Genomic DNA, 23,474 nt, shown 5'->3' on the forward strand with positions numbered 1-23,474 from the left:
CAGGGCGGGCCCGCCGCGGTGGCGTACGGTGCCTCCGTCAGATCACCGTACGTTGTGGAGAATCCCGGATGAGGAGCACGTTTCCGCGGCAGCGGGCCGGTGCCGCCACGGCCGCCGTCACCATGTCGCCGAGCCGGCGGGTGCTGCTGGGCGTCGCCCGGTACCCGCGCCGGTCGCCCGTCACCTTCGGCTACGTCTGCCTGTTGCTGGCCGGCCACGCCTGGGTCGTCCACGGTGACGCCGCGGAGCTGCTGCAGTACCTCAGCACCAACCTGGACAACCTGGCGGACCACCCGGTGACGGCGCTGCTCGGCAGCGCGCTGTTCTTCGACGGCACGCTCACCGACCTGGGCTCGCTGTCGATCGGCTCCACCGCCATCACCCTGGGCCTCGGCGTCTGCTGCTGCCTGGCCTGGCTCGAACAGCGCCTCGGCGCGCTGCGCGCCTTCGGTGCCTTCCTCGCCGGGCACGTCCTCGCGACCCTGCTCACCGCGGTGGTGATCACCGTGGCGCTCGGGCACGGCTGGTACCCGGAGGACGTCCGCACGGCCGACGACTTCGGCGTCAGCTACGGCGCCCAGACCGTCCTGGCGCTCTGCACGGCGGCCCTGCCGCTCTGGGCCCGGGTGCCCTGGGTGGTGCTCGTCATCGGGTGGCCGCTCGGCGGCATGGACGTCACCGGTCCGCTGCCCGACTTCACCACCGTCGGCCACCTCCTCGCCGCGCTGATCGGCTTCGCCCTGGCGCTGCTGCCCGCCGTCCGGCGGCGTCTGGGCGCGCGCCGGCAGCGGCCCGAGCACGCGGGCCGGCCGGTGCGCGCTCAGTAGACGTCGCGCACGTAGCGGCGGTCGGCGGCGAGCTGCTTGAGGTGCACGGCGGCCTCGTCCTCGCCGAGGCCGCCGTGGGTGCGGGCGATCTGGCGCAGGGCCCGGTCGACGTCCCGGGCCATCCGGGAGGCGTCCCCGCAGACGTACAGGTGGGCGCCGTCCTGGAGCCACTCCCAGATTCGCAGGCCGTGCTCGCGCATCCGGTCCTGGACGTAGACCTTGTTCCGCTGGTCGCGGGAGAAGGCGAGGTCGAGCCGGTTCAGGTGCCCCGAGGCCCGGAACGCGGCGAGCTCCTCGCGGTGGTAGAAGTCGGTCCGTTCGTGCTGCTCGCCGAAGAACAGCCAGTTCGGGCCGGAGTGGCCTGCGGCCTGACGTTCCTCCAGGAAGCCGAGGAAGGGCGCGATGCCGGTGCCCGGGCCGACCATGATCATCGGCGTCGAGGGGTCGGCCGGGGGCCGGAAGTGCGCGGACGGCCGGACGAACACCGGCACCGGGCCGTCCTCGGCGCCGTCCGCCAGGTACCCGGAGCACACGCCCTTGCGGAGCCGTCCGGAGCCGGTCGGGTAGCGGACCACGGACACCGTCAGCCGGACCTCGCCCGGGTGCGCGAGCGGGCTGGAGGATATCGAGTACAGCCGGGGCTGCAGCGGCCTCAGTACGCCCACCCACTCGTCGGCGCGGGCCCGGACCGGCAGCGCACCGACCACGTCCACCGCCTGTCGGCCCCAACTCCACTTCGCCAGCTCGCCGGTGTTGTCCCGGCGCAGCAACCGCCGCAGGTCGCGGTCGCCGGAGCGTTCGGCCACGAAACGCAGCAGGTCCGGGGTGACCCGGGCGATCTCCAGCCGGCTCCGAAGCGCCTCGCCCAGCGGCAGCTCCCCGGCGCCGGGCGCGGAGCCCGGGACGACGACCGTCTCTGTCGGGTCCAGCCCGGTGACGGCCAGCCACTCCGCCACCAGCTCGGGGCAGTTCTCGGGCCAGACGCCCAGGGCGTCCCCGGCCCGGTAGTCGAGATCGCCGTGCTCGCCCCCGCGGGTGTCGAAGGCGAACTGCCGGACCTCCTTGGTCGAGCCCGGCAGGCTGAGCAGCCGGTTGCCGACCAGCAGGGCGCCGAAGGGGTCGGCCTTGGTGTAGCGCTTGGTATGGCCCGGCCGCCGTGCCGCCCGGGCGGAGGCGGCTGCGGCGGTGGTGGTGGCGGGGGCGGCCGGGGCGGTGGCGGCCGGGCCGGATGCCGGAGCGGGTGCCGGGGTGGGAGCCGGTCCGGAGGCCTCCGTCCGGTGCGCGGCCAGGGCTGCGACCACCTGGTCCAGCCACCGGCCCGCCGCGTCCCGGTAGTCCGGCTCGCAGTCGGCACGCGGGGCGAGCCGGGTGGCGCCGAGCTCCCCGAGGCGCTGGTCGAGCCGGCGACCGTGCCCGCAGAAGTCGCCGTAGCTGGAGTCGCCGAGGGCGAGGACGGCGTACCGCAGCTGCGCCGCGTCCGGCAGGCCCTCGGTGAGCAGCCGCTCCCAGAAGGCGGAACCGTTGTCCGGGGCCTCGCCGTCGCCGAAGGTGCTGGTGATCAGGAGCAGCGGGGGCCCGTCGGCCAGGGTGTCGGGCCCGACCTGGTCCATGCCGAGCAGCACCGGCTGCCAGCCCTCCGCCGCCAGCCGGTCGGCGGCCTCGGCGGCGACCTGCTCGGCGGTGCCGGTCTGCGACGCCCACAGCACGGCCACCCTGCGCGCGGGCGGTGCCGTTGCCGTTGCCGTTGCCGTTGCCGTTGCCGGAGACGGTGACGCGGCCACTGTCGCCGCCACGGGGCCGGCGGGGTGATCGGGGTGGTCGGGCCCGACGGCCGCGGTGCGGGAGAACGTCCCGGCCAGCACCCCGTTGATCCACCGGGCCCGCTCCTCGTCCACCGGAGCCTGCGCGGGGAGCACCGGCACCGGGGCGGCGGCCTGCGGGGGAGCGGAGCCCAGCCCGGTGAGGAAGCCGGACAGGTAGACGCGTTCGGCGGCGGTCAGCACGGGCGGGGCGTGGTCGGCGACGCCGAGCAGCCCGGCCAGCGCCGCGACCTGCGCCGACGGGACGCCCGCCATGGCGGGGGTCGGCGTGACGGGGGTCGGCGTGACGGGGGCCGGCGTGGCGGGGGTCGGCGTGGCGGGGGTCTCCCCGGCCTCGTGCGTTCCTCCGGCTGTGCCGGCTGTACGGGTCTCGGTGACCTCCGGGGCCGCCACCGCCCGCAGGGCGACCGCGCAGACCTTGAGCTCCGGCTGGAAGGACACCGGGTCCACCGCGTCGCTGGTGACGGCGTTGATGCTGAGGTACTCGCCGAAGAGGTCGTTCCAGTGGAACGGCGCGAAGCAGTCGCCCGGGCGGACCCGGTCGGTGACCACGACCGGCAGCACGGCCCGGCCCCGCCGGGAGGTGATCTCCAGGTGGTCGCCGTCGGTGACGTCCAGGGTCTCGGCGTCCTGCGGGTGGACCTCCACGAAGGGCCCCGGGGCGAGCCGGTTGAGCTTGGGGACCCGGCCGGTCTTGGTGAGGGTGTGCCACTGGTGCTGCAGACGGCCGGTGTTGAGCGTGAACGGGTAGTCGTCGTCCGGTAGTTCGGCGGCCGGCAGGTGCGGCCTGGCGAAGAACGAGGCCCGTCCGGTGGCGGTCGGGAAGGCCAGCCGGGGCCGGCTGCCGTCCGGCCGCTCCAGCAGGTCCTGGCTGACCCCGTCGTTGAGGTAGCGCACCGGGTTGCGGTCCGGCCCGTCGGCGTGCGCCGCAGGCCACTGCACGGGTGTCTCGCGCAGCCGACGGTACGTCACGCCCCGCAGGTCCCAGCCGGTCTTCGGGTTCCAGGCCCGCTTGATCTCCTCGAAGACCTCCTCGGCGCTCGCGTAGCCGAAGCCCTCCTCGAACCCCATGGCGCAGGCCACCCGGGCGATCAGCTGCCAGTCGGGCAGGGCCTGGCCGACCGGGTCGGCCGCCGGCTGCGCCAGGGTCAGGGTGCGCTCCGAGTTGACCAGCACCCCCTCGGACTCGGCCCACATCGCGGCGGGCAGCACCACGTCCGCGTAGGCGTTGGTCTCGGTGTCGCCGAACACGTCCTGGGTGACGACGAGTTCGGCGGCCTCCAGACCGGCGATGACGGTCTTCCGGTTGGCGACGGAGGCGACCGGATTGGTGCAGATGATCCAGCAGGCCTTGACCGTGCCCTCCGCCATCCGCTCGAACAGCTCGATCGTGCCCCGGCCCACCTCGGTGCGCAGCGTCCCGGCGGGCAGGCCCCAGAGCTCCTCGACGAAGGCCCGCTCCTCCGGCACCAGCACCGAGCGCTGGCCGGGCAGCCCGGGCCCCATGTAGCCCATCTCCCGGCCGCCCATCGCGTTGGGCTGCCCGGTGAGCGAGAACGGGCCGCTGCCGGGGCGGCAGATCGCGCCGGTCGCCAGGTGCAGGTTGACCAGGGCGTTGGTGTTCCAGGTGCCGTGCGTCGACTGGTTGAGCCCCATCGTCCAGCAGCTCATCCACTCACCGGCCTCGCCGATCAGCCGGGCCGCCCGCCTCAGGTCCTCCTCCGGGATGCCGGTGATCCCGGAGACCGTCGCAGGCGGGTAGTCCTGCAGGAAGTCGGCCACGGCGTCCCAGCCGTCGGTGAACTCCTCGATGAAGGCCGGGTCGGTGTGCCCGTTCTCCACCAGCAGGTGCAGCAGCCCGTTCAGCAGCGCGAGGTCCGTGCCGGGCCGCACCTGCAGGAAGAGGTCGGCCTTGTCGGCGGTCGCGGTGCGGCGCGGGTCCACCACGATGAGCTTGGCGCCCGCCTTCACCCGGTCCATCATCCGCAGGAACAGGATCGGGTGGCAGTCGGCCATGTTGGAGCCGATGACGAGGAAGACGTCCGCGTGGTCGAAGTCCCGGTACGAGCCGGGCGGCCCGTCCGCGCCCAGCGACAGCTTGTAGCCGCTGCCCGCACTCGCCATGCACAGACGGGAGTTGGACTCGATCTGGTTGGTGCCGACGAATCCCTTCGCGAGCTTGTTCACCAGGTACTGGGCCTCCAGCGTCAGCTGGCCCGAGACGTAGAAGGACAGCGCGTCCGGCCCGTGCTCGTCTAGGACCGCGCGCAGGCGCCGCGCGGTGGCCGCGATCGCCTCGTCCACGTCCGCGGGCACCGGTTCGGCGCCGCGCTCGGCCCGCATCAGTGCCGTGGTGAGGCGCCCGGGGGCGGCGAGCATGTCCGCGGTGGTCGCACCCTTGGTGCAGAGCCGCCCGGCGTTGGCCGGGTGCTCGCGGTCGCCGGACGCCTTCGCCACCGTGCGGCGGCCCGTCCCCGCCTCCACCGCGACGTCCAGCAGCATGCCGCAGCCGACCCCGCAGTACGAACAGACGGTCCTGACGGGCGCGACGGGCGTGACGGGTGCGACGGGCCTCGCGTTCGGTGCCGGCACCACGGTCCCCTCTCCGGTAGCGGTCCTGCGGTCCCCGCCGTCGACCCGGCCCCCTGCGGAACCGCTTCGCCCGGCGGTGCGGGACGCCCCCCCGGGGGCTCCCACGGGCAGCACCCTAGGGAGGCGGTATTAAGGAGAGATCACGTCGCCCGCGCTCCGGCGTAAACCGCAGCTCACGGGTGCGCGCGTGCCGTCGTGAGGGGCCGGGGCGCCCGCCCCGGACTCCCGGGTGGCCGAGCGGCCGAACCGCTCGGCGGTGGTGGGGCATCAGAACCCCGTCAGGGCCGCGTGAGCAGTGCGTCAAACCGGGCGGCGACGGGCGAGCGGTGGTGGAGGCTGGACCGACCTGCAGGTCCGCAGGCCGTCCCGGAGGTGAGCCGCATGTCCGTTTCCGCTGTGTTTCGTCCCGCCGTCCACGCCGCCGGCCCCCGCAGCCGCAGCCTGCGCGCCGCCCTCGCGCAGCTGCTCCACCGCCTCGCCACCAGCCCCCTCGACAGCCCCGTCCTGCACGCCCTGGGAGCCCCGGGCACGCCCACCCGCGCCGCACGGCCCCGGGCCACCTGGCACCCCGTCACCACGCCGGACGGCAGGACCACCCTCGAAGCCCACTGGGTAACCGGATCCAGTGGTCGGCGGGGCCGGTGACGGCGCGGGCGTCGGTGGGCCGGAGACCGGCGAAGGCGCAGGCGTGGGCGACGGGATGACCGGAGAAGAGGTAGGCGGCCAGGACTTCCTCAGGGCCGTCCTCGGGGCTCGGGCCGCCACCGGGGTGGAGGCCCGAGCGCTCCTCGGTGCCGTCGCGCAGGATGCGCCCCTGGTTGCCGCTCTTCGGGTTGGCGAAGAGGCCGTAGCCGACGGTGCCTGCCGTCAGGCGAACCATCGTGCCGTGGGCGGACGGCACGTAGCCCCAGGGCTGGGTGACGATGCATCCGCCGGGTACGGTCGTGACCCCTGCGATGAGCAGTCGCTCCGCCATGTCGTAGCTGTGAGGCTCGTCGAGGAAGTCCGCCATGAACTCTCCGTCCAGAGGCGTCCCGTTCAGCCGGCGGATCGCTTCGGCGCCGTCGATGCCGGCGATGCAGGCGAGACCGGTCCCGTCGACGTGGAACCGGCCCAGGCCCTCGACGAGTTGCCGGCCTCGCCGGGCGGTGGCCCGCTCGGCTGCCGTCAGACCTGGTTCATTGTCGGGGACGGAGAACAGGCCGGGGGTCGGACCGGCCAGGGAGAGCCGCCCGGGTGACCAGCCGCCGAGCTGGGGCCGCCAGGGATCGGCCCCGGCGGCCAGCAGGGCCCGGGCGTTCTCCGGTCGGTTCCCCATCACGGCTTCCCACAGCGCGGTCGTCCCGTACTCCACCGCGTCCACGTCCGAGACGCGGCCGGCCAGTTCGGCCACGACCTCGGGCGAGCCGCAGCCCGCCGCGCGGTGCAGCGGAAGCCCCCCGCCCCACCGGTCGGGGTCGGCGCCCGCGTCGAGCCGCGCACGGATGGCGTCGTGGTCACTCCAGTCGGCCCACGTCACATCAGCCCAACCCGTCATCGTGCTGCTCCGTCCTCACCGCACCGGCACGGGCGCCGGCCGCTTCGTGCACGATCGCACGTGGGTCTGACAGGCGGCGTTCGGGAGCAGGGAGCCGGCCGGGGTGGGCCCCGGCCGGCCGGGTCACATCATGCGTTCGGCCGTGGCCGCGCGGGCGCGGAGGGCGGTGGCCTCCTCGTGGGCGCCGCGGGCGTCGAGGAGGCGGGCGCGGTACTCCATGGCGTAGGCGTCGCCGAGGGCCTCGGCGCGGAGGAAGGCCCGGACGGCGCCGTCCGCGTCGCCGCTGTCGCGGAGGGCCACGCCGAGGGCGGTGACGGGGTAGGCCTCGTCCTGGGCGAGGATCAGCGGGGTCCAGTGTTCGACGGTGGCCCGGTCGCCGCGGTCGAGGGCCTGGCGGACCAGGCCGAGCATCGCGTCGGGGTCGCCGAGGGCGGCGCTGCGTTCCCAGATCACCTGGGCGCGGTCGGTGTCGCCGGACACCTCGTGCAGGGTGCCCAGGTTGAAGCCGGCGCCGGCGTTCCCGGCGTCCCAGGCCCTGGTGAGCCAGTGGAGCGCGCGGGTGCGGTCGACGGTGACCAGGGCGGCGCCGAGGTTCGCCATCGCGATGACGTCACCGGCCTCCGCCTCCCCCTGCAGCCCGGCCAGCTCGACGGGGAGGGGCTGGTGGCCCGATGCGAGCAGGACCCGGCGCGAGACGATCCCGTCGCCGCCTTCGGCGTCGCCACGTCGGCGACGGAACCAACGGAGCATCAGCGGCTCCCGGAGGGGCGGGGCCGGGCAGGCCGGTGGAGGGCGGCCTCGGTGGGGGTGAGCATGCGCCGATGGTGCCATGCGCTCGACCGGTCCCCGCAGGTGGGTGGGGGTTTCGGGGTTCCCGGGCGTCCAGGGGTGCGGTGTGTCGGTGGGGAGTGGTTGCATTCCGACCATGTCTGGTGAGCTGCACGTCGATGATGTCGGGGCCGGCGCCGGTGGGCAACCGGCCCCGGGAGGTACGGGGTTCGGGGAGGGGGCGGATCGTCCCGGGGCCGGGCCGGGGCGTCCCGCCGGTGTGCCGGCGGCCGCCGAGGCCCTGCCGACCGGCGGCTGGTGGCTGCCCGGCCGGCGGGAGGACGGCCTGCTCGCGGGCCTGGCCCGGTACTGGACCGCCGACGGGGCTCCGGAGCGGGTGGTCTACCACCGGGCCGGGCAGGAGGTCGCCCGGTTCCCCCGGGGTGAGGCGAGGGCGAACCCACTGATCGAGGCCGCCCGCGACGGTGACGCCGCGTCGGTCGAGCTGTGCCTGGCGGCCGGTCTGGGCGCCTCGCCGGGCGCGGCGTGGCACGCCGCGTACGAGGGGTTGCCGGAGCTGGCGTTGCGGCTGCTGCGGTCAGGGCGGGCCGACGGGACGGGACACGGAGGCGGGACGGGACGCGGAGGCGGGACGGGACACGGAGGCGGGACGGGACGCGCCGGCGCGGCGGAACGGGCCGACGGGACGGGACACGTCGGTGCGGTGGACCCGGCCGACGCCGTCGAGCTGGCCGAGGTGCGCAACCCGCCCGCGGCGCCCTCGCCGGGCGTGCCCGAGGACGCCGTGTGGGTGGCGGGCATGCTCGCGTTCGTCGCCGGGGGAGTGGAGCCGACGACCGGGGCGGCGGTCGGCACGTGGCGCTGGTGGACGCAGGCCTGGCACCAGACCTCCGACGCGACGGGGCCGAGCTACCACGCCCCCGACAGCTGCTACCACGGTTACGCGGAGGCGGACTTCGTCGACGGCAGGCCGGCGGAGCGCCGGGCGTACCTGAGCTCCGGCAGGCTCTACCGGGTCGAGCGGTACCGGCCGGACGGCGCGCGGCTGTCGGAGCGCAAGTACAGCGGCGGGGTGCCGGAGCAGGAGTGGGAGTGGCCGGCCGACGGCACCGTGATCCGCCGCCGGTTCCACCGCGACGGCGCCCTCCGGGTCGAGCGCACCGAGCGGGACGGCGAGCTCGTCGCCGAGCGGTGGTACGACGCGGACGGCACCCGGACGGTGGAGGTCGCGCCCACCGGGGCCACCGTCGAGGGGGAGCCGGTCGAACACTGCCGTGCGCTGGGCCCCGGCGGGGCGGTCGTCGCCGAGGGGCACGCCGACCCCGGCATGCGGGGCGGCCCGGTCGGGGTCTGGAACCTGTTCGGGGCCGACGGCGCCGCGCTGGGGGAGGTGTCCTTCGACGGGCTCGGCCTCGCCCGCGACGAGCGGATCGGCAGGTCCGCCCATGCCCTGCAGGCCTGGCGCGCGGCGCCCGTACCGAGCGAGCTGGACGGCGCCGAGGCGGTGCCGTGGGGTCGCCTCGGCACCTTCTTCGGCGACTCGGAGGAGGTGCCGTTCCTGCTCAAGGGGCTGTCCGTCGCCAACCCGGACGCGATCTCCCTGGCCCTGGCGCAGTTGTCGCACATGCTGCTCCACCAGCACACCATCGCGGAGGCCGCCGGGCCGGCGTTCCGGTACATGACCGCGCTGGCAGGGCGCCCCGTCGAGGCCGGTACAGGTACCGGTCCCGGTCCCGATCCCGATCCTGGGCCCGGGATCGGCCTGCTGGAGTTGCTGGCCGGCATCGCGACCCGAGACGGGGACCCCGACGCCGTCCGTGAGCTCAAGCGGATCCGGGCCGACCTCCCCGCCGGAGCGGCCGACCCCGGCGAGCACTACGCCCGCAGCGGCGCCGAGCCCGCCCACCACCACGTCCACACCGCCCTCACCGAGGCCGTGCCGACCTGGGGCAGGCTGGCCGCCCACCGGAGCACCGGGATCCGGCGCCCGGCCGTCGCCCTGCTCGCCGCGGCGCCGGGCGAGGCGGCGGCCCGGGCACTGCACGACCGCCTCGCCCACGAATCCGAGCCCGGGATCCGCGCGGAGATCCTGCTCGGACTGGGCCTGCACGAGCCCGACGACAACGCACTGCGGGCCCTGGAACGGCACCTCGCCGACGACGACCCGCTGCTGCGTTTCTGCGCGGCGCTGACCTGGGTACGCCGACGGCCTTCCGCCGCAGGCCCGGGCGCCCGGATTCTCGTCGAGGCGCTCCGGGGCGGCCTGGACACCGACGGCTTCGAGGGCCTCTACCTCGGCACAGGCGACCCGACCACCGACACCGTCACCACCCTGGCGCTCCTGCCGCCGGAGCAGACCGAAGGCCTGCTCGCCGGGCTGTGCGCCGCCCTGGACGAGGTCGACCCGGTCGACGCCGCGTCGGTGGCCAACGCGCTGCTCGACATCGTCTTCCCGACCGCGGCCTACGGCGAGGGCGAGCCGCTCACCGACGGCCAGCGCACCGTGATCCGCGCGATAGCCGACAGCACCAACGCCTGGGAGTTCAACGTCAACCTGTACGAGGTGCTGGACGTCAACGGCCTGCCCCGCGCCGCCGACGTGCTGCGGGCACTCGCCGACACCGCGCCGGCCGGTAGCCGGTAGCCGCCGAGCGCCGGCCCCGGACGCACCCCGGGCCGGCGCTCTCGCCATCCTCGACAGACTCGTGGTCGTGGAGTCCGCCGGGCCCGATGGCGAGTCGCGGACGACGCGCTCGCTTCGCGCCCCGTCCGAGCCGGAGCCCGCGGAGGGTCACCGTGCGCGGCCCCTGGCGGGGTGTGCCGTCCGTCCGCGGGCTGGTCGCCGCGCCCGCTAGCTCCGTTCGCGAGTGGCACGGTCGTCGGAAGGACCGGCTGCCTCAGGGCCGGGGGCGGTAGGGCCCTGGCGGTCCCAGCCCGGCGAGTGGATCTCCAGGGTGACGTCCGGGCTGCGTACCTCGACCCCGCAGGTGCGGCAGGTCCAGGACGCGTCCAACGGGTGACCGGCGTGGAGGCCGGGCCCGTCCGCGTGATCCTCTCCGTCAGGGCGCTCCGGGTGGTGGCGCAGCACCACGGGCGGCTCGGGCGACAGCCAGCGGTCGCCCCAGGCGAGCAGCGCCTGAGTGAGCGGGGCGAGGTCCCGACCTGCCTCGGTGAGGTGGTACTCGTAGCGCGGCGGGCGTTCGCTGTACGCGCGGCGTTCGACCACTCCCGCTTCCTCCAGGGCGCGCAACCGGGCGGTGAGCCGGTCGCGCGGGGCACCGGTGTTGCGGGCGATCCGGTCGAAGCGGTGATTGCCGTAGAAGAGCTCGCGCACGGCGAGCAGCGCCCACTTCTCGCCGAGGACCTGCAGCGCGGCCGCGATGGAGCAGGGGCGGCCCGGCAGCGCGGTGGCTGCGGATCGGCCGGTCGTGGAGTGTCCGGCCGTGGGCCGGGCATCGTCGTGCGGGGTCACTCCACCAGCCTGCCATAGCGGGTTGCGTATTCAAACTCACTGCCGCTAGCGTTCCCGGTCATGGAGACGGTTGGAATATCAAACCCACTACCCGCGCCGACCGAATCGGACCGGCCCCACCGCCGGGCCACCTTCCTCGTGGTCGCCGCCGCGGTCTTCGCCTCGAACCTCGACCTGTTCATCGTCAACGTCGCCGTCCCGGCGATGCAGCAGCACTTCCACGGCAGCAGCCTCGCCACCCTGTCCTGGGTGCTGAACGGCTACGCCATCGCGTTCGCCGCGCTGCTCGTCCCCGTCGGACGACTGGCGGACCGCATCGGCCACCGGAGGGTCTTCCTCGCCGGGCTGGTCGTGTTCACCGCGGCCTCGGCGCTCTGCGCACTGGCCCCGGCCGTCGTCTGGCTCGACGCCGCCCGAGTGGTCCAGGCGGCCGGCGCGGCCGCACTGATGCCGACCTCACTGGCGTTGCTGCTGGACGCCACGCCCCCGGCCGAGCGTCCCGGCGCCATCCGGGCCTGGGCCTCGATCGGCGGGATCGCCGCCGGGCTGGGACCGGTCCTCGGCGGACTCCTGGTCGAGGCTGACTGGCGCTGGGTGTTCGTCGCGAACGTCCCGGTCGGCATCGCCGCCGTCGCCGTGGGGGCCCGCGTCCTGCCCGGACGGCACGGACGGGAAGGCGGGGAGGGCGGCACGGAGGACGGACCGCTGCCGGACCTGTTCGGCGCAGTCCAGCTCACCGCCGCCATCGCCGCCCTCACCGTGTCCCTCGTCAAGGGCGGCGACTGGGGCTGGGTCTCGCCCCGGGTCCTCGGCAGTCTGCTCGCCAGCGCCCTGCTGACCGGCTGGTTCCTTCGCCGCTCGGCGCGCCACCGCGCTCCCGTCGTCGAACTGCCGCTCCTGCGGGTGCCCAGCTTCGCCGCCGCCAACGCCGCGGCCCTGCTGTTCACCCTTGCCTTCGCCGGCATGCTGCTGACCTCCGTCCTGTGGTGCCAGCAGGCCTGGGGGTACTCGGCGCTGCGCACCGGACTCGCCATCGCCCCCGGACCGCTGCTGGTGCCACCCGTCGCCCTCGGGAGCGCCGCACTGGTGCGCAGGCTCGGCCCCGGACGGCTGGCCGCGCTCGGCACCCTCCTATTCGCCGCAGGCGTCGGCTGGTGGGCCGCCGCCATCGACATCCCGCCCGGCTACGCCGCCGAACTGCTGCCCGGGTTGCTGCTCACCGGTCTGGGCGTGGGCCTCACCCTGCCTGCTCTCATCGGGTCGGCCGCGGCGGCGCTGCCGCCCACGCGCTTCGCCACCGGCTCGGCGATCACCACCATGGCCCGGCAGGTCGGGACGGTGGTGGGTGTCGCGCTGACGGTCAGTCTGATCGGTACTCCGCACGGGCCGCAGGCCGCGCTGGACGGCTTCCGGCGCGGCTGGACGGTGGTGATCGTGGCCTCGCTGCTGTCCTGTGCGGCCGCCCTGCTGCTGGCCGCCGCGCAACGCCGGACCGCCGCCGTGGAATAGGGCCGGGAACCCCGACGGGGCGCAGGCGGGCGCGGAACCGCCCCGTCGGGGTCGACGGGCCCGGACCCGCTTGGATCCGGACGTGCGCGCGGACGCGACGGGGCGGCAGTGTGGACGCGCAGGGCGGCGGCGTGGACGCGCGGAAAACGAGGTGCCGGAACCGGGGGCGAGTGCCTACCCTCGGGCCCATGCCCCGCGAATCCGCCCTGCTGAACGTCATCGACGTCGAAGCCACCTGCTGGGACGGGCAACCGCCGCCCGGTTCCGTGCACGAGATCATCGAGATCGGCCTGACCGTCGTGGACGTCCCGGCGCGGCGCCGGGTGTCCCGGCACCGGATCCTGGTCCGCCCCGTCCGGTCGGCGGTCAGCGACTTCTGCACCGAACTCACCGGACTGACACAGGCCGATGTCGAACGGGGTGTCGGCTTCGCGCAGGCGTGCCGGATCCTCGCCGAGGAGCACGGCGCCGGCGAGCGCCCCTGGGCGAGCTGGGGAGAGTACGACCGCCGGCAGTTCGCCCGGCAGAGTCAGGCCGACGGGGTGGCCTACCCGTTCGGCTATCCGACGGAGCGCACCCACACCAACGCCAAGGCCGTCTTCACCGCGGCCCACGGCCTGCGCAGGAAGCCCGGCATGGCCCAGGCCCTGCAGATCGCCGGGCTTCCCCTCGAAGGCCGCCACCACAGCGGCGAGGACGACGCCTGGAACATCGCCGCACTCGTCCTCGACCTGGCGGCCCGCGGCGCCTGGCCGGCCCCGGGCGCGGTCGGCTCACGACGGTAGGCCGGTGTCGACAGTGGATCAGTGGGGCCGGTTCGTGACGAGCGTCGGGGCAGGGGCAGGGGCAGGAGCGGGGAGGCCGCCATGATGGTCGGGTCGCGGAGCGGGTTCGGACTGGAGTTCCACGTCGAACGGGACCCGGGGCTGTTGTGCGTGGACGTCTTCGTCGGCGGGCTCCATGTGAACACCTGGGACAACGCGTTCTACCCGCCGCTGCTGGTCAAGAAGCTCGGGGACGAGCTCGGCCGCTTCCGCACGCCGACCGCGCCGCCGGCGGGGTTCACCTCGTCGTCCGAGTCCTTCCTCGCGGCCGAGCGCTGGATGCACGACGACGCCCGTCCCGGGACCGGATCCGGTCCCGAGGAGGCACTCGCGCGGTGCGTCTTCCTGGAATGGGGGGAGTGCACCGACGGGGTGACGGCGCTCGCGTTCCCCGACGGGGACCGGGTGCACCTCGCCTGTCGGGCACGCGGTGGAGGCGGTCCCGCCCGGGGCACCGAGGCCCGGCACGAGCCGACGGTGGTGTCGTTGAGCCGGACGGCGCTCGTCGAGACGCTGGAGCGCGGCCTGGTCATCGCCGAACGCGAGTGGTCCGCCCGGCGAGCCGCCGTGGACGACCGCACATGACGGTGGGCCAGGGCGCCGGCACGGGGAAGACGTCATCGGCGAGCGCCGCGTCGACGGCACCGTCCACGTGGTCCCTGTGGCCCGGTGACGGCTTCTAGGATCTGTGCCATGGCAACACGACTCGTGCAGATCAACATGAAGGCCCTGGACGACGCCGCGCTCGGGCGCTTCTGGGCGGAGGCGCTCGGCTGGGGCGTCGACAGCGAGGGGCCCGGCGTGACCAACCTCGAACCCGTGGGCTTCGCCTACCCCGACCCGGCGGCGATCTGCATCGACCTGGTCGCCCGCCCGGAGCCCAAGACGGTGAAGAACCGGGTGCACCTCGACCTGGCCACCACCTCGCCCGCGCACCAGGCGGAGTTGGTCGCGCGGCTGAAGGACCTCGGCGCGACGCTCGCCGACGTGGGCCAGGGCGACGTCCCCTGGACGGTCATGGCCGACCCGGAGGGCAACGAGTTCTGCGTCCTGGAACCCCGGCCGGAGTACCAGGGCGTCGGGCTGGTCGCCGCGGTGGTGGTCGACTGCACCGACCCGCGGGAGATGGCCCGGTTCTGGGACGCGGCGATGGACTGGACGCTGCACGAGGTCACCGACGAGTTCGCGTCGCTGCGCTCCGCGGCGGGCGTCGGCCCCTACCTGGAGTTCGTCCGCACCCCCGACGCCAAGACCGTGTGGAACCGCGTCCACCTCGACGTCCGCCCCTACCCCGGCGACGACCCGGCGGCGGAGGAGGCCCGGCTGCGCGCCCTGGGCGCCACCGACCCGGGCATCGATCAGTCCGCGATCTCCTGGACGGTCCTGGCCGACCCGGAGGGCAACGAGTTCTGCCTGCTCAGCCCGCGCTGACGTCGGGCGACGGGCCCGCGGGGCCGTGTCGCGAGGGGAGCTCAGGCCCGCCTCGCGAAACAGCCCCGCGGAACAGCCCCGCGGAACAGCCTCGCAGGGATGCAGGATCGCCGGACCGCCGGCCTGTCCGGTGATCGGGCTACCGGAGCGTCGCGAGGACGCCGCGGGCAGGCGTTCCGTCCGGCCAGGTCCACCCGGCGACGAGGCTCACGGGCGTTCCGTCAGCGGCCTCCGTCGGCCGCAGGACGCGGTTGAGGCGGACGTCGCGGCCGTCCGCGAGGCCCGTTCCGTGCACGGTGACGGTCGGGTCGGGGGTGTCGCTCTCGCGCTGGTGCTGCGGGACCGCCTCGCCGCGCAGCAGGGCGCGCAACTGCACCGTCACCACCGGGTCGTGGACGCCGTCGTAGATCCACCGGGTGCCGAGCACACCGTGCTCGGAGGTGCCGATCAGGGCCTCGCCCGGCACCCCCTCCAGCGCCGCGCCGCGGTAGCCCATCGGCACGAGGTAGGCCACCGGCTCCTGCGCGTCCGGTCGGGCGAGCTCACGGTTCCGATCGCGGCGACCTTCCCGGTCGAGCGGATCCGCGAGGCCGTGGTGATGCAGGCCGAGAGGCACGTCCACGGAAAGCTGGTCATAGCGTTGTGAACCGGCGCAGGACCGCCCGGGGAGAATCCGCTGAGAGCGTGACGAATCCACAGGGGCGGTGCGACCGGCACCACATAGGCTGGAGGGGTGAGCACTCATGCGTCGAACGAAGCCCGCGTCATCCCCCTGCGTCCGCAGGCCGCGCAGCCCGGTTCCGGTGGGGAGGGTCGTGCCCCGCAGCGCCCGGCGGGGGCCCAGGATGCGCCCGCGCCGAGGGAGCCGCTCTGGCGGGACCTGGTCGGCGACGTGCTGCGGCGCGAACGGCTCGCGCAGGAGCGCACGTTGAAGGACGTCGCGGAGGCGGCCCGGATCTCCATGCCGTACCTTTCGGAGCTGGAGCGCGGGCGCAAGGAGGCCTCCTCCGAGGTGCTCGCGGCCGCGGCGCGGGCCCTCGGCCTCGGCCTCGGTGACCTGCTCTCGCTCGCCCAGGAGGACCTGGCCCGGTACGCCCGGCCCGCCGCGGCCGCGCCCCGGGTCGGCAGGGTGGGGCAGCCGGGTCGGGCGGTCCACCGCCGTCCGTCGTCCACGACGCCGTACAACGGGCTCTGCCTCGTCGCGTGAGCGGCGTCGGTACTGCCTGACCGGCACGGCCTTATCGGCACCGCCTGACCGGGCCGCCGGACGGTACGGCGGGGACGCCTCCGCGCCCCCGCCGCACCGCCCGGCGGCCGTGTGCGGATCCGTGCCGGTCCGGACCTACGCGAACGGCAGCCGCCGGCTCAGCACCTCGTCGGCGAGCCCGTAGGCGACGGCCTCCTCGGCGGTGAGCACCTTCTCCCGGTCCATGTCCGCGCGCAGCGTCGCCGGGTCGTGCCGGGTGTGACGGGACAGCACCTCCTCCACCTGCGCGCGGATCCGGACCACCTCCTTCGCCGCGAGGCTGAGGTCGGAGACCGTCCCCTGCCGGCCGCCGCTGGCGGGCTGGCCGAGCAGCACCCGCGCGTGCTGGAGCACGAACCGCCGCCCCGGGTCCCCGCCGGCCAGCAGCACGGCCGCCGTGGACGCCGCCTGCCCGACGCAGAACGTGGAGATCGGCGATTGCACGAAGGTCATCGTGTCGTAGATCGCCATCAGCGAAGTGAACGATCCACCGGGCGAGTTGAGGTAGATCGAGATCTCCCGCTCCGGGTTCGCCGACTCCAGGTGCAGGAGCTGCGCGATGACGACGTTGGCGACGCCGTCGTCGATCTCGGTGCCGAGGAAGATGATCCGCTCGTTCAGCAGCCGGCTGAAGACGTCGTACGTCCGCTCGCCCTGCGCGGTGCGCTCGATGACGTAGGGAACCGTGTACGAGCCCATGTCACAGCCCCATCCGTCGGCGGGACGAGGCCGGGCGGATGTCGGCGACCGACTCCACCACCCGGTCCACCATCCCGTACTCCCGGGCCTGTTCGGCCGTGAACCAGCGGTCCCGGTCGCCGTCCCGGGCGATCGTCTCCTCGCTCTGCCCGGTGTGCTCGGCGGTGATCCGCTCGATCGCCTTCTTGGTGAACTGGAGGTTCTCCGCCTGGATCTCGATGTCCGCCGCGGTGCCGCCGATGCCGGCCGACGGCTGGTGCATCATGATCCGCGCGTTCGGCAGCGCGAACCGCTTGCCGGCCGCCCCCACCGTCAGCAGGAACTGGCCCATGCTGGCGGCGAAACCCATCGCCAGCGTCGAGACGTCGTTCGGGATGAGCCGCATGGTGTCGTAGATGGCGAGCCCCGCGGTGACGGAACCCCCCGGGCTGTTGATGTACAGGCTGATGTCGGTCCGCGGGTCCTCCGCGGAGAGCAGCAGCAGCTGCGCGCACACCCGGTTGGCCGACACGTCGTCGACCTGGGTGCCGAGCAGGACGATCCGCTGGGCGAGCAGCTGCGCCGCGAGGTGGTCGTCGAAGGGGCTGGGCGGGGTGTCGCCCTCCTGCGCGCGGGGCGCACGGGCGGTGAGCGGACTCATCTGGTCTCTCCTCGTCGGGGCGGGGAAGCTGTCCACTCCACTCTTGACCCCGGGAGCGGCCCGGATACCGTTCCTCTGCCCGCCGCAGATTCGCTACGGGCAGAGGGGCCGGGCGGAGCGGTGGCCCCGGGTGGAGCGGTGGCCCCGGGCCGCCCCTCCTCTACGGCCCCCGGCCCCGGCCCCGGCCCCGTCCGCTGACGACACGTCAACCGGTGTGAGCCGTCAGCACCCTTGCGGCGGTGGCGAGGAAGGCGCGCACCCGCGGCGCGGTGCGGCCGGCCGGGACGGCCAGGCAGGTGCGCACCGGTGGGGCGTCGGTGACCGGCAGGTAGACCAGGTCCGCCCGGGAGTACATCGCCGCCACACTGGCCGGCACCAGCGCGACGCCGCCGCCCAGCGCGATGACCTCGAACTTCTCGTCCAGCGAGGAGGTGCGCCGCCGGGGCTCGGCGTTGAGCAGGGTCTCCCCGGCGAGGTCGGCGGTGGTGATCGCGGCGCGGCGGGCCAGCGGGTGGGCGGCCGGGAGGCAGGCGACCCTGGTCTCCTCGCCGACCGGCAACAGCCGCAGCCCGGTGGTGTCGAAGGGCTCCCGCAGGTAGCCGACGTGGGCGCGGCCGTCGCGCAACGGCCGTTCCTGCTCCCACCACGGCACGCCGAGCGGCTCGACCTCCACCCCCGGGTGCTCGGCGGTGAAGGCCCGCACCGCCTCGGCGACCAGCAGCCCCGGCGCGAAGGCGACCACCAGCCGCTCCCCGCCGTGCGCGGCCTCGTTCACCCTGCGCACCGCGGCGTCCACCGCCCCGAACACGTCCTTGCACTCGGCCTGCAGCTGCTCGCCCGCCGGGGTGAGCTCGACGCTGCGGGTGGTGCGCCGCAGCAGCGCGCAGCCGAGTTCCTGCTCCAGCGCCCGGATCTGCCGGCTCAGCACCGGCTGCGCGATGTACAGCGCCTGCGCGGCGCGGCCGAAGTGCCGGTGCTCGGCGACCGCGGCGAAGTAGCGCAGCTTGCGCAGGTCCAGATCCATACCTCAAGGGTATCAATGAGCTGCGAAGGGTATTGGACCCCGCAGACACCCGGCGCGCAGCATCGAAGCATGATCCTCATCACCACGCCCACCGGCGACATCGGCAGCCAGCTCGTCCGGATGCTCCTCGACAGCGCCGACACGGCACTCCGCGTGATCGCCCGCGACCCCGCCCGCATCCCCGCCGGCCTGCGCGACCGCATCGACGTGGTCACCGGCTCGCACTACGACCCTGCGGTACTGGACCGCGCCCTCGACGGAGTGGACGCCCTCTTCTGGAACGCCGCGCCCAACCCGGCCGCCGCCACCCTGGACGAGGTCTACGCCGGGGCCGCCGCCACCGCCGCCGAGCTGCTGGCCGCGCACGGCACCGGCCACGTGGTGACCGTCTCCGCGCTGGGCCGCGGCACCTCGCACCAGGCCGACGCGGGCCTGGTCACCGCCTCCCTCGCCATGGACGACGCACTCTCCGCCGCCGTCCCGAACTTCCGTGCCCTGGCCAACGCCTCCTTCATGGACAACCTGCTGCGCCAGACCGCCCAGCTCCGCGACACCGGTGTCTTCTCCGGCCCCATGCCGGCGCAGTCGCGCCAACCCACCGTCGCCACCCGTGACATCGCCGCGGCGGCGGCCCGGCTCCTGCTCGACCGCGCCTGGACCGGCTCCGCCGAGGAGCGCCTGCTCGGCCCGGAGGACCTCTCCCCCGACGAGCAGGCTGCGACCGTCTCCGCCGTCCTGGGCCGTCAGGTGACCTACCGTCAGGAGCCCCTGGAATCCGTCGAGACCCGCTTCCTGGGCTTCGGCGCCTCACCGGTCTTCGCCCGCGGCATGGCCGCCATGGTCCGCGCCAAGGCCGAACAAGGCCTCGACACCGGCACCCCGCGCACCCCGGCGGCGGCCACGGCCACCCCCACCACCTTCCACCAGTGGTGCGAGCAGGTCCTCAAGCCCGCCCTGGAGCACAGCTGACCGCGCGCCCGCCCCGAACGCCCTTGCCCCTCACGGGTTCCGGCCCCGCTCCGCCCGGAGCGGGGCCGGAACCCGTCTCAGGCAGGGGGGCAGAGGTGGAGAGCCCGCCGAAGGGGCCGTGGGGGAGACCTGCCGGGAGCCGAGCCCGGCTGGGCGCGGGTCCGCGTCCTCGGCAGAGCACCGCGAGGTGCCGTTCCCGAAGGTGTTCGACGTCGCCGGTGTGCTGACACGCCCGCCGCCCGAAACTTCCTCGCACAAGCGACCAGTCGAACGGGTGAATCCGGAGACAGATGCGCCCTGCGTGACCTCCTCACCCACGAGGGTGTCCGCAGCCGCCTCGCGCCGAATCGGCGGGTGACGCTCGAACGGGCGCTCGCCGCCTGCGCACTGGACTGTGTCGTTCTGTCCGACACCCTTCGCGATCGACGGGAGGGGCCCTGGACCGTGCCGCGTACGTGCTCGAAATGTCCCTGTTCAACCCAGGATCGCCCGAAAGAAATCCACTTGAACGGCGCGCTCGAACAGCACCATCATCGGCCACCTCCCCATAGGTGAAGCCGTCCAACTCGACTGCCTGACAGTGCACTTGCTCTGCACAGGGTTGACGGGCGGTTTCGGATGCCCGAATACCTTGCGCCCGGAGGTAGCGCCGTGAACACCCAGACCTTCAGTGCCAGGATCCGGCCTCCCCGCCGACCGGCCGTGCCCACCCGTGACACCGAGGAGCCCTGCCAGTGATCGACTTCGGAACACTCACAGACCTGGCCGTCCGCGAAGGCATCGAACGGATCGGCGTCGGTGTCGTGGTGCGCGACGCATCGGGCCGGATCCTGATGATCCGCCGAGCCCCGCACGACGTCCTTTCCGGCCTCTGGGAGTACCCGGGCGGCGCCCGGGAGGCCGGGGAGAGCATCCCGGCCGGCGCGGCCCGCGAACTCACCGAGGAGACGGGGCTCACCGGGTGGCCGCTGGAGTACGCCCGGCACCTCGACTCCACCGACCAGCGCGGCAGGCGTGTGCGGCAGTTCGTCTTCACCACCGCCGTCCCGGACGGGACCCCGGTGGCCCTCTCCCAGGAGCACGACCACTACCAATGGTCGAGCACGGACGCCCTTCCTACGACCGGCGACGGGCAGCGGGAGGTCGTGGAGTGGCTCGCCCGGCGCCTGGGCATCCCCGGCTGGCGGCCGGTCGGCGGTTACATCACCACCATCGCCCGGCCCACGGCCTACGGCAGCTTCCTGATCACCGACCCGCAGGGCCGCGTCCTCGGCATGCGTTCGACCATCAACCCGGACGTGTGGAACTTTCCCGGCGGCAACGTCGAGCACGGCCGCAGCCCGTTCGCCACCGCGCTGATCGAGGCCGAGGAGGAGCTGGGCCTCGTCCTCGCCGAGGAGAACCCTGAAGTCGTCGCCCAGCGGCGCCTGGTCGCCGTCATCCACGAACAGGCCGGCACCGAGTACCCCGTGCCGGTCTGCGGCTACGTCTTCGACGGCGGTGTCCTCACCCCCGAGCAACAGGCGCGGATCCGGCTCGACCCGGCCGAACACACCGAATGGCGCTTCGAGACCGCCCACGACTGGCGCACGCTCATGGAACCGCACCGCTACCAGCGACTCCGGCAGGTCCTGCGCGCCCACCGTGCCGGTGTCCCGCTCTACTTGGAGCGCCCCGCCCCGTACGACGACGACTTCGAGGGCGTCCTGGTCTTCGTCACCGACCCCGCCGGCCGGCTGCTGATGCACCAGCGTGAAGACCGGCCTGGCATGCCGTGGCCCGGCTACTGGACCCCGATCGGCGGCTGGCGCGAGGGTACGGAGACGGACCAGGAGACGGCGACGCGCGAGGTCGCCGAGGAGGCCGGGATCATCGTCTCCGGGCTGAGACCCCTTCCCAGCCCGCACCGAGACCTCGGCCTCCCGCTCACCCGCGTCCTGCACGCCGTCTGGGACGGAGCCGAAAGCGACCTGCGGCTCGGCGACGAGGGTCTGGCGGTGCGCATGGTGCCCCTCGACGACGTCCCGCTGCTCAAGGTCCCGCCCTACATGCAGCACTACCTGCCGCTCCTCGCTGCCGATGTCCCCTCCGGGAGGACCGCGTGAACCCCTACGACCGCGCCCTGCCCCCGGCTGCCGGCGAGGACCCGCTGACACTGGTCGTCGGCGTCCACCTCGTCCTCGTCGAACACGGCGGCGTCCTGCTCGGCCTGCGCCGCAACACCAGCTACGCCGCCGGACTTTGGCACCTGCCGGCCGGGCACATGAAGACCGGCGAGACCGTGACCGGCTCGATGAGCCGCGAGGCCGCCGAGGAACTGGGCATCCGCATCGAGGTGGAGGACCTCGTCCTCGTCCACACGCTGCACCATCTCGACCCGGACGACGACCGCAGCCGCCTCCAGCTCTTCTTCCGCCCCAACCGCTACGACGGCCACGTGCACAACGCCGAGCCGCACAAGTGCGAGGAACTGCGCTGGTGGCCGCTCGACGCGCTGCCGGACGACATCGTGGCCTACACCGCCCACGCGCTCGCCGAGATCACCCGAGGCAATGCCTTGTCCACCGTCGGATGGGTCGCGTGAGCGCCGCCGCAATGCCGGCCGATATCGGCCGGCGGCTGTGCGCGACAGCGGGACGTTACGAGGTTCTGGGCGAACCATCCCCGTCCGCGCGGGCCACCAGGTCGTATGCGAGGCGGTGGCGCTCGCCCCGTGCCCGTGGTGCCGTCGGAAGCCGTTTTGGCCTGACCTGGCAAGGGCCTCCCGCAGCGCACCGGCGTGGCCGGGGAGCCGCCCGGCCCTGCGGCGAGGGTCGAGGTGTGCTGGGAGGCTGCTTTCATCGGAGTTCGACGGTGACGCCGAACGTCCCGAGGAGGTCCACGATCCCGTCGACGTACGACCGGCCGGTCCGAGGGTCGAGGATGTGCTCGGAAAGAGCCGTGCGGGCGACCTCGGCATGGTCCCAGACGGGGGTGAACGGGGGTACGACGGAGGGCCCGCCGAACAGGTGGCCCTTGACGGACTCAAGGTTGGTTCCGTAGTTGGCGCCGGGGCCGAGGAGAGCCTCGCCGAGCGCCAGGAACAGCCCGGGCCGGTCCGTGACGTGTCGCCCGTCGAGATGGTAGGTCCCGCCCGGGCGGCCGATGCCCATACCGTACGGTCCGATGCTGGTGAGGTCGAGCCACTCGGACCTGCCCGGGGTGTCGAACCGGGCCCACTGGTTGCGCTGCGTGGGAATCCCGGAGTACCAGACGTCCCAGACCTGGCGGGCTGCCATGGTGGGGCGGTCGGCGAGCCAGGGAACGCCACCGCTGGGGTCGGAGATGGTGATGTCGACCAGAGTCCCGCCGAGGACGGACGGGCGGGCGTCACCGGCGCGGAAGCGGAGGTCGTACTGGGTCATGCGGCGGCCGTTGCGGTCCAGCGCCCACAACGCGATGACCTCGTCGTCCGGCGGCCGCGGCGAGGGGAGTCCGGCCAGCAGGGGTTCGGCGGGTTCGCAGCCGATCAGATGCAGCGGCTGGGACTGCCGCCGCGGACGCGGACCGGACAGGCCGTCGATCGACAGGCAGCTGCTCTCCCCGTGGACGGTCGACAAGTCGATCTGCGGAGCCGGTTCGGGCTGTGGGCCCCAGTCGTCCTCGACACCGGCTCCGACGGTGATGTCGACCCGATCGGGGTCTCCGGGCGCGGGCCGGTGGGCCAGCACGGCCACGTCCTCCAGCGCCCAGAACCGGGGGCCGTCGCTCATGGGATCCGCGGGCTGGATGACGAGGCCCATGCGACCTAGCAGCAGGGCCGGATCCGACGACCGCGTGACCGCCTGGACCAGCCCGCTCCCGCGCGGGCAACCCCGCAGCGTCAGAACCTCACGCGGCAGCGGCGGCGGGTCCATGAACAGTCCCTCGACCTCCGCGCAGCGCCCCCAGAGCTCCCCCGCCTGCTCGTCATCGTCGTCGTAGTACTCCCGCACCAGGAGGTACCGGACCGGGAAGTCCCGCCCCCACGCAGCGTGCTCCTCGGACCGCACACTTCTCCCCACCTGCCGACGATCTTCGCTCGCACACGATACGAGTCACCGCCGCGGCTGGCTT

The 23,474-nt window shown here is 74.1% G+C and carries 18 protein-coding genes and 1 pseudogene; 10 read left to right on the top strand and 9 right to left on the bottom strand.

Features of this window, described 5'->3' with window-relative positions:
* Positions 1-68 precede the first annotated feature (68 nt).
* Entirely contained in the window at positions 69-827 is a 759-nt protein-coding gene (locus tag ACIRS1_RS21445) for a rhomboid-like protein (RefSeq protein ID WP_402842147.1), read from the top strand.
* On the opposite strand, the gene ACIRS1_RS21450 is transcribed toward ACIRS1_RS21445, so the two are convergent.
* From ACIRS1_RS21450 to ACIRS1_RS21460, 3 genes are all read right to left on the bottom strand, one after another.
* Positions 821-5,239 (bottom strand): molybdopterin-dependent oxidoreductase, encoded by a 4,419-nt coding sequence (locus tag ACIRS1_RS21450; protein WP_402842150.1) that lies wholly within the window; start codon positions 5,237-5,239, stop codon positions 821-823. The genes ACIRS1_RS21445 and ACIRS1_RS21450 overlap by 7 nt on opposite strands.
* Positions 5,240-5,810: 571 nt before the next feature.
* A complete protein-coding gene (locus ACIRS1_RS21455) occupies positions 5,811-6,776 on the bottom strand; it encodes an ankyrin repeat domain-containing protein (protein ID WP_402842152.1) in 966 nt (321 codons plus the stop codon).
* A 123-nt stretch (positions 6,777-6,899) separates the two neighbouring features.
* Positions 6,900-7,526 carry a hypothetical protein gene (locus ACIRS1_RS21460; protein WP_402842155.1) on the bottom strand — a complete coding sequence of 209 codons (627 nt, stop codon included), beginning with the start codon at positions 7,524-7,526 and terminating at the stop codon, positions 6,900-6,902.
* Positions 7,527-7,824: 298 nt separating this feature from the next.
* On the opposite strand from ACIRS1_RS21460, the gene ACIRS1_RS21465 reads away from it, so the two are divergent.
* Positions 7,825-10,209: a hypothetical protein gene (locus tag ACIRS1_RS21465; RefSeq protein ID WP_402842158.1), complete on the top strand. Its 2,385-nt coding sequence runs from the start codon at positions 7,825-7,827 to the stop codon at positions 10,207-10,209.
* 207 nt (positions 10,210-10,416) lie between these two features.
* Here ACIRS1_RS21465 and ACIRS1_RS21470 read toward each other — a convergent pair whose 3' ends face one another.
* Positions 10,417-11,037 (bottom strand): winged helix-turn-helix transcriptional regulator, encoded by a 621-nt coding sequence (locus ACIRS1_RS21470; protein WP_402842161.1) that lies wholly within the window; start codon positions 11,035-11,037, stop codon positions 10,417-10,419.
* A 60-nt stretch (positions 11,038-11,097) separates the two neighbouring features.
* Here ACIRS1_RS21470 and ACIRS1_RS21475 point away from each other — a divergent pair, with 60 nt between their 5' ends.
* The 4 genes from ACIRS1_RS21475 (at position 11,098) to ACIRS1_RS21490 (ending at position 14,801) form a co-directional block, all read left to right on the top strand.
* Positions 11,098-12,546 carry an MFS transporter gene (locus ACIRS1_RS21475; RefSeq protein WP_402842164.1) on the top strand — a complete coding sequence of 483 codons (1,449 nt, stop codon included), beginning with the start codon at positions 11,098-11,100 and terminating at the stop codon, positions 12,544-12,546.
* A gap of 188 nt (positions 12,547-12,734) precedes the next feature.
* Entirely contained in the window at positions 12,735-13,331 is a 597-nt protein-coding gene (locus ACIRS1_RS21480; RefSeq protein ID WP_402842165.1) for an exonuclease domain-containing protein, read from the top strand.
* Between the two features lie 81 nt (positions 13,332-13,412).
* Positions 13,413-13,955, top strand: coding sequence for a hypothetical protein (locus ACIRS1_RS21485; protein WP_402842168.1), 543 nt, complete (start codon positions 13,413-13,415; stop codon positions 13,953-13,955).
* A 108-nt stretch (positions 13,956-14,063) separates the two neighbouring features.
* Positions 14,064-14,801 (top strand): VOC family protein, encoded by a 738-nt coding sequence (locus ACIRS1_RS21490; protein ID WP_360216437.1) that lies wholly within the window; start codon positions 14,064-14,066, stop codon positions 14,799-14,801.
* Between the two features lie 139 nt (positions 14,802-14,940).
* Here ACIRS1_RS21490 and ACIRS1_RS21495 read toward each other — a convergent pair.
* Positions 14,941-15,324, bottom strand: a pseudogene (locus ACIRS1_RS21495) (1,4-alpha-glucan branching protein); the annotation flags it as partial.
* A 210-nt stretch (positions 15,325-15,534) separates the two neighbouring features.
* On the opposite strand from ACIRS1_RS21495, the gene ACIRS1_RS21500 reads away from it, so the two are divergent.
* Positions 15,535-16,008, top strand: coding sequence for a helix-turn-helix transcriptional regulator (locus ACIRS1_RS21500; RefSeq protein ID WP_360216428.1), 474 nt, complete (start codon positions 15,535-15,537; stop codon positions 16,006-16,008).
* 135 nt (positions 16,009-16,143) lie between these two features.
* Here the strand turns inward: ACIRS1_RS21500 and ACIRS1_RS21505 are convergent, their stop codons facing one another.
* From ACIRS1_RS21505 to ACIRS1_RS21515, 3 genes are all read right to left on the bottom strand, one after another.
* A complete protein-coding gene (locus ACIRS1_RS21505; protein ID WP_360216425.1) occupies positions 16,144-16,746 on the bottom strand; it encodes an ATP-dependent Clp protease proteolytic subunit in 603 nt (200 codons plus the stop codon).
* Between the two features lies 1 nt (position 16,747).
* Positions 16,748-17,386, bottom strand: coding sequence for an ATP-dependent Clp protease proteolytic subunit (locus ACIRS1_RS21510; protein ID WP_360216422.1), 639 nt, complete (start codon positions 17,384-17,386; stop codon positions 16,748-16,750).
* A 205-nt stretch (positions 17,387-17,591) separates the two neighbouring features.
* Positions 17,592-18,410: a LysR family transcriptional regulator gene (locus tag ACIRS1_RS21515; RefSeq protein ID WP_402842171.1), complete on the bottom strand. Its 819-nt coding sequence runs from the start codon at positions 18,408-18,410 to the stop codon at positions 17,592-17,594.
* A 69-nt stretch (positions 18,411-18,479) separates the two neighbouring features.
* Between ACIRS1_RS21515 and ACIRS1_RS21520 the strand changes: the two genes are divergently transcribed.
* The 3 genes from ACIRS1_RS21520 to ACIRS1_RS21530 all read left to right on the top strand — a co-directional run bounded on the left by ACIRS1_RS21520 (position 18,480) and on the right by ACIRS1_RS21530 (position 21,963).
* Complete coding sequence (locus ACIRS1_RS21520) at positions 18,480-19,379, top strand: NAD(P)H-binding protein (protein ID WP_402842173.1); 900 nt, start codon at positions 18,480-18,482, stop codon at positions 19,377-19,379.
* Positions 19,380-20,113: 734 nt separating this feature from the next.
* Positions 20,114-21,484 (top strand): NUDIX domain-containing protein, encoded by a 1,371-nt coding sequence (locus ACIRS1_RS21525; protein WP_402842176.1) that lies wholly within the window; start codon positions 20,114-20,116, stop codon positions 21,482-21,484.
* A complete protein-coding gene (locus tag ACIRS1_RS21530) occupies positions 21,481-21,963 on the top strand; it encodes an NUDIX domain-containing protein (protein ID WP_402842179.1) in 483 nt (160 codons plus the stop codon). Before ACIRS1_RS21525 ends, ACIRS1_RS21530 begins: the two co-directional genes overlap by 4 nt.
* Before the next feature lie 253 nt (positions 21,964-22,216).
* Here ACIRS1_RS21530 and ACIRS1_RS21535 read toward each other — a convergent pair whose 3' ends face one another.
* A complete protein-coding gene (locus tag ACIRS1_RS21535) occupies positions 22,217-23,422 on the bottom strand; it encodes a hypothetical protein (RefSeq protein WP_402842182.1) in 1,206 nt (401 codons plus the stop codon).
* Positions 23,423-23,474 lie beyond the last annotated feature (52 nt).

The sequence above is a fragment of the Kitasatospora sp. NPDC101176 genome (assembly GCF_044768035.1).
Taxonomy (GTDB): Bacteria; Actinomycetota; Actinomycetes; order Streptomycetales; family Streptomycetaceae; genus Kitasatospora.

What these genes read in the sequence shown, in the direction of transcription:
- ACIRS1_RS21455 (WP_402842152.1), bottom strand. Translation starts at nt 6,776, where the DNA reads ATGACGGGTTGGGCTGATGTGACGTGGGCCGACTGGAGTGACCACGAC.
- ACIRS1_RS21460 (WP_402842155.1), bottom strand. Translation starts at nt 7,526, where the DNA reads ATGCTCCGTTGGTTCCGTCGCCGACGTGGCGACGCCGAAGGCGGCGAC.
- ACIRS1_RS21485 (WP_402842168.1), top strand. Translation starts at nt 13,413, where the DNA reads ATGATGGTCGGGTCGCGGAGCGGGTTCGGACTGGAGTTCCACGTCGAA.
- ACIRS1_RS21490 (WP_360216437.1), top strand. Translation starts at nt 14,064, where the DNA reads ATGGCAACACGACTCGTGCAGATCAACATGAAGGCCCTGGACGACGCC.
- ACIRS1_RS21445 (WP_402842147.1), top strand. Translation starts at nt 69, where the DNA reads ATGAGGAGCACGTTTCCGCGGCAGCGGGCCGGTGCCGCCACGGCCGCC.
- ACIRS1_RS21480 (WP_402842165.1), top strand. Translation starts at nt 12,735, where the DNA reads ATGCCCCGCGAATCCGCCCTGCTGAACGTCATCGACGTCGAAGCCACC.
- ACIRS1_RS21510 (WP_360216422.1), bottom strand. Translation starts at nt 17,386, where the DNA reads ATGAGTCCGCTCACCGCCCGTGCGCCCCGCGCGCAGGAGGGCGACACC.
- ACIRS1_RS21520 (WP_402842173.1), top strand. Translation starts at nt 18,480, where the DNA reads ATGATCCTCATCACCACGCCCACCGGCGACATCGGCAGCCAGCTCGTC.
- ACIRS1_RS21515 (WP_402842171.1), bottom strand. Translation starts at nt 18,410, where the DNA reads ATGGATCTGGACCTGCGCAAGCTGCGCTACTTCGCCGCGGTCGCCGAG.
- ACIRS1_RS21505 (WP_360216425.1), bottom strand. Translation starts at nt 16,746, where the DNA reads ATGGGCTCGTACACGGTTCCCTACGTCATCGAGCGCACCGCGCAGGGC.
- ACIRS1_RS21475 (WP_402842164.1), top strand. Translation starts at nt 11,098, where the DNA reads ATGGAGACGGTTGGAATATCAAACCCACTACCCGCGCCGACCGAATCG.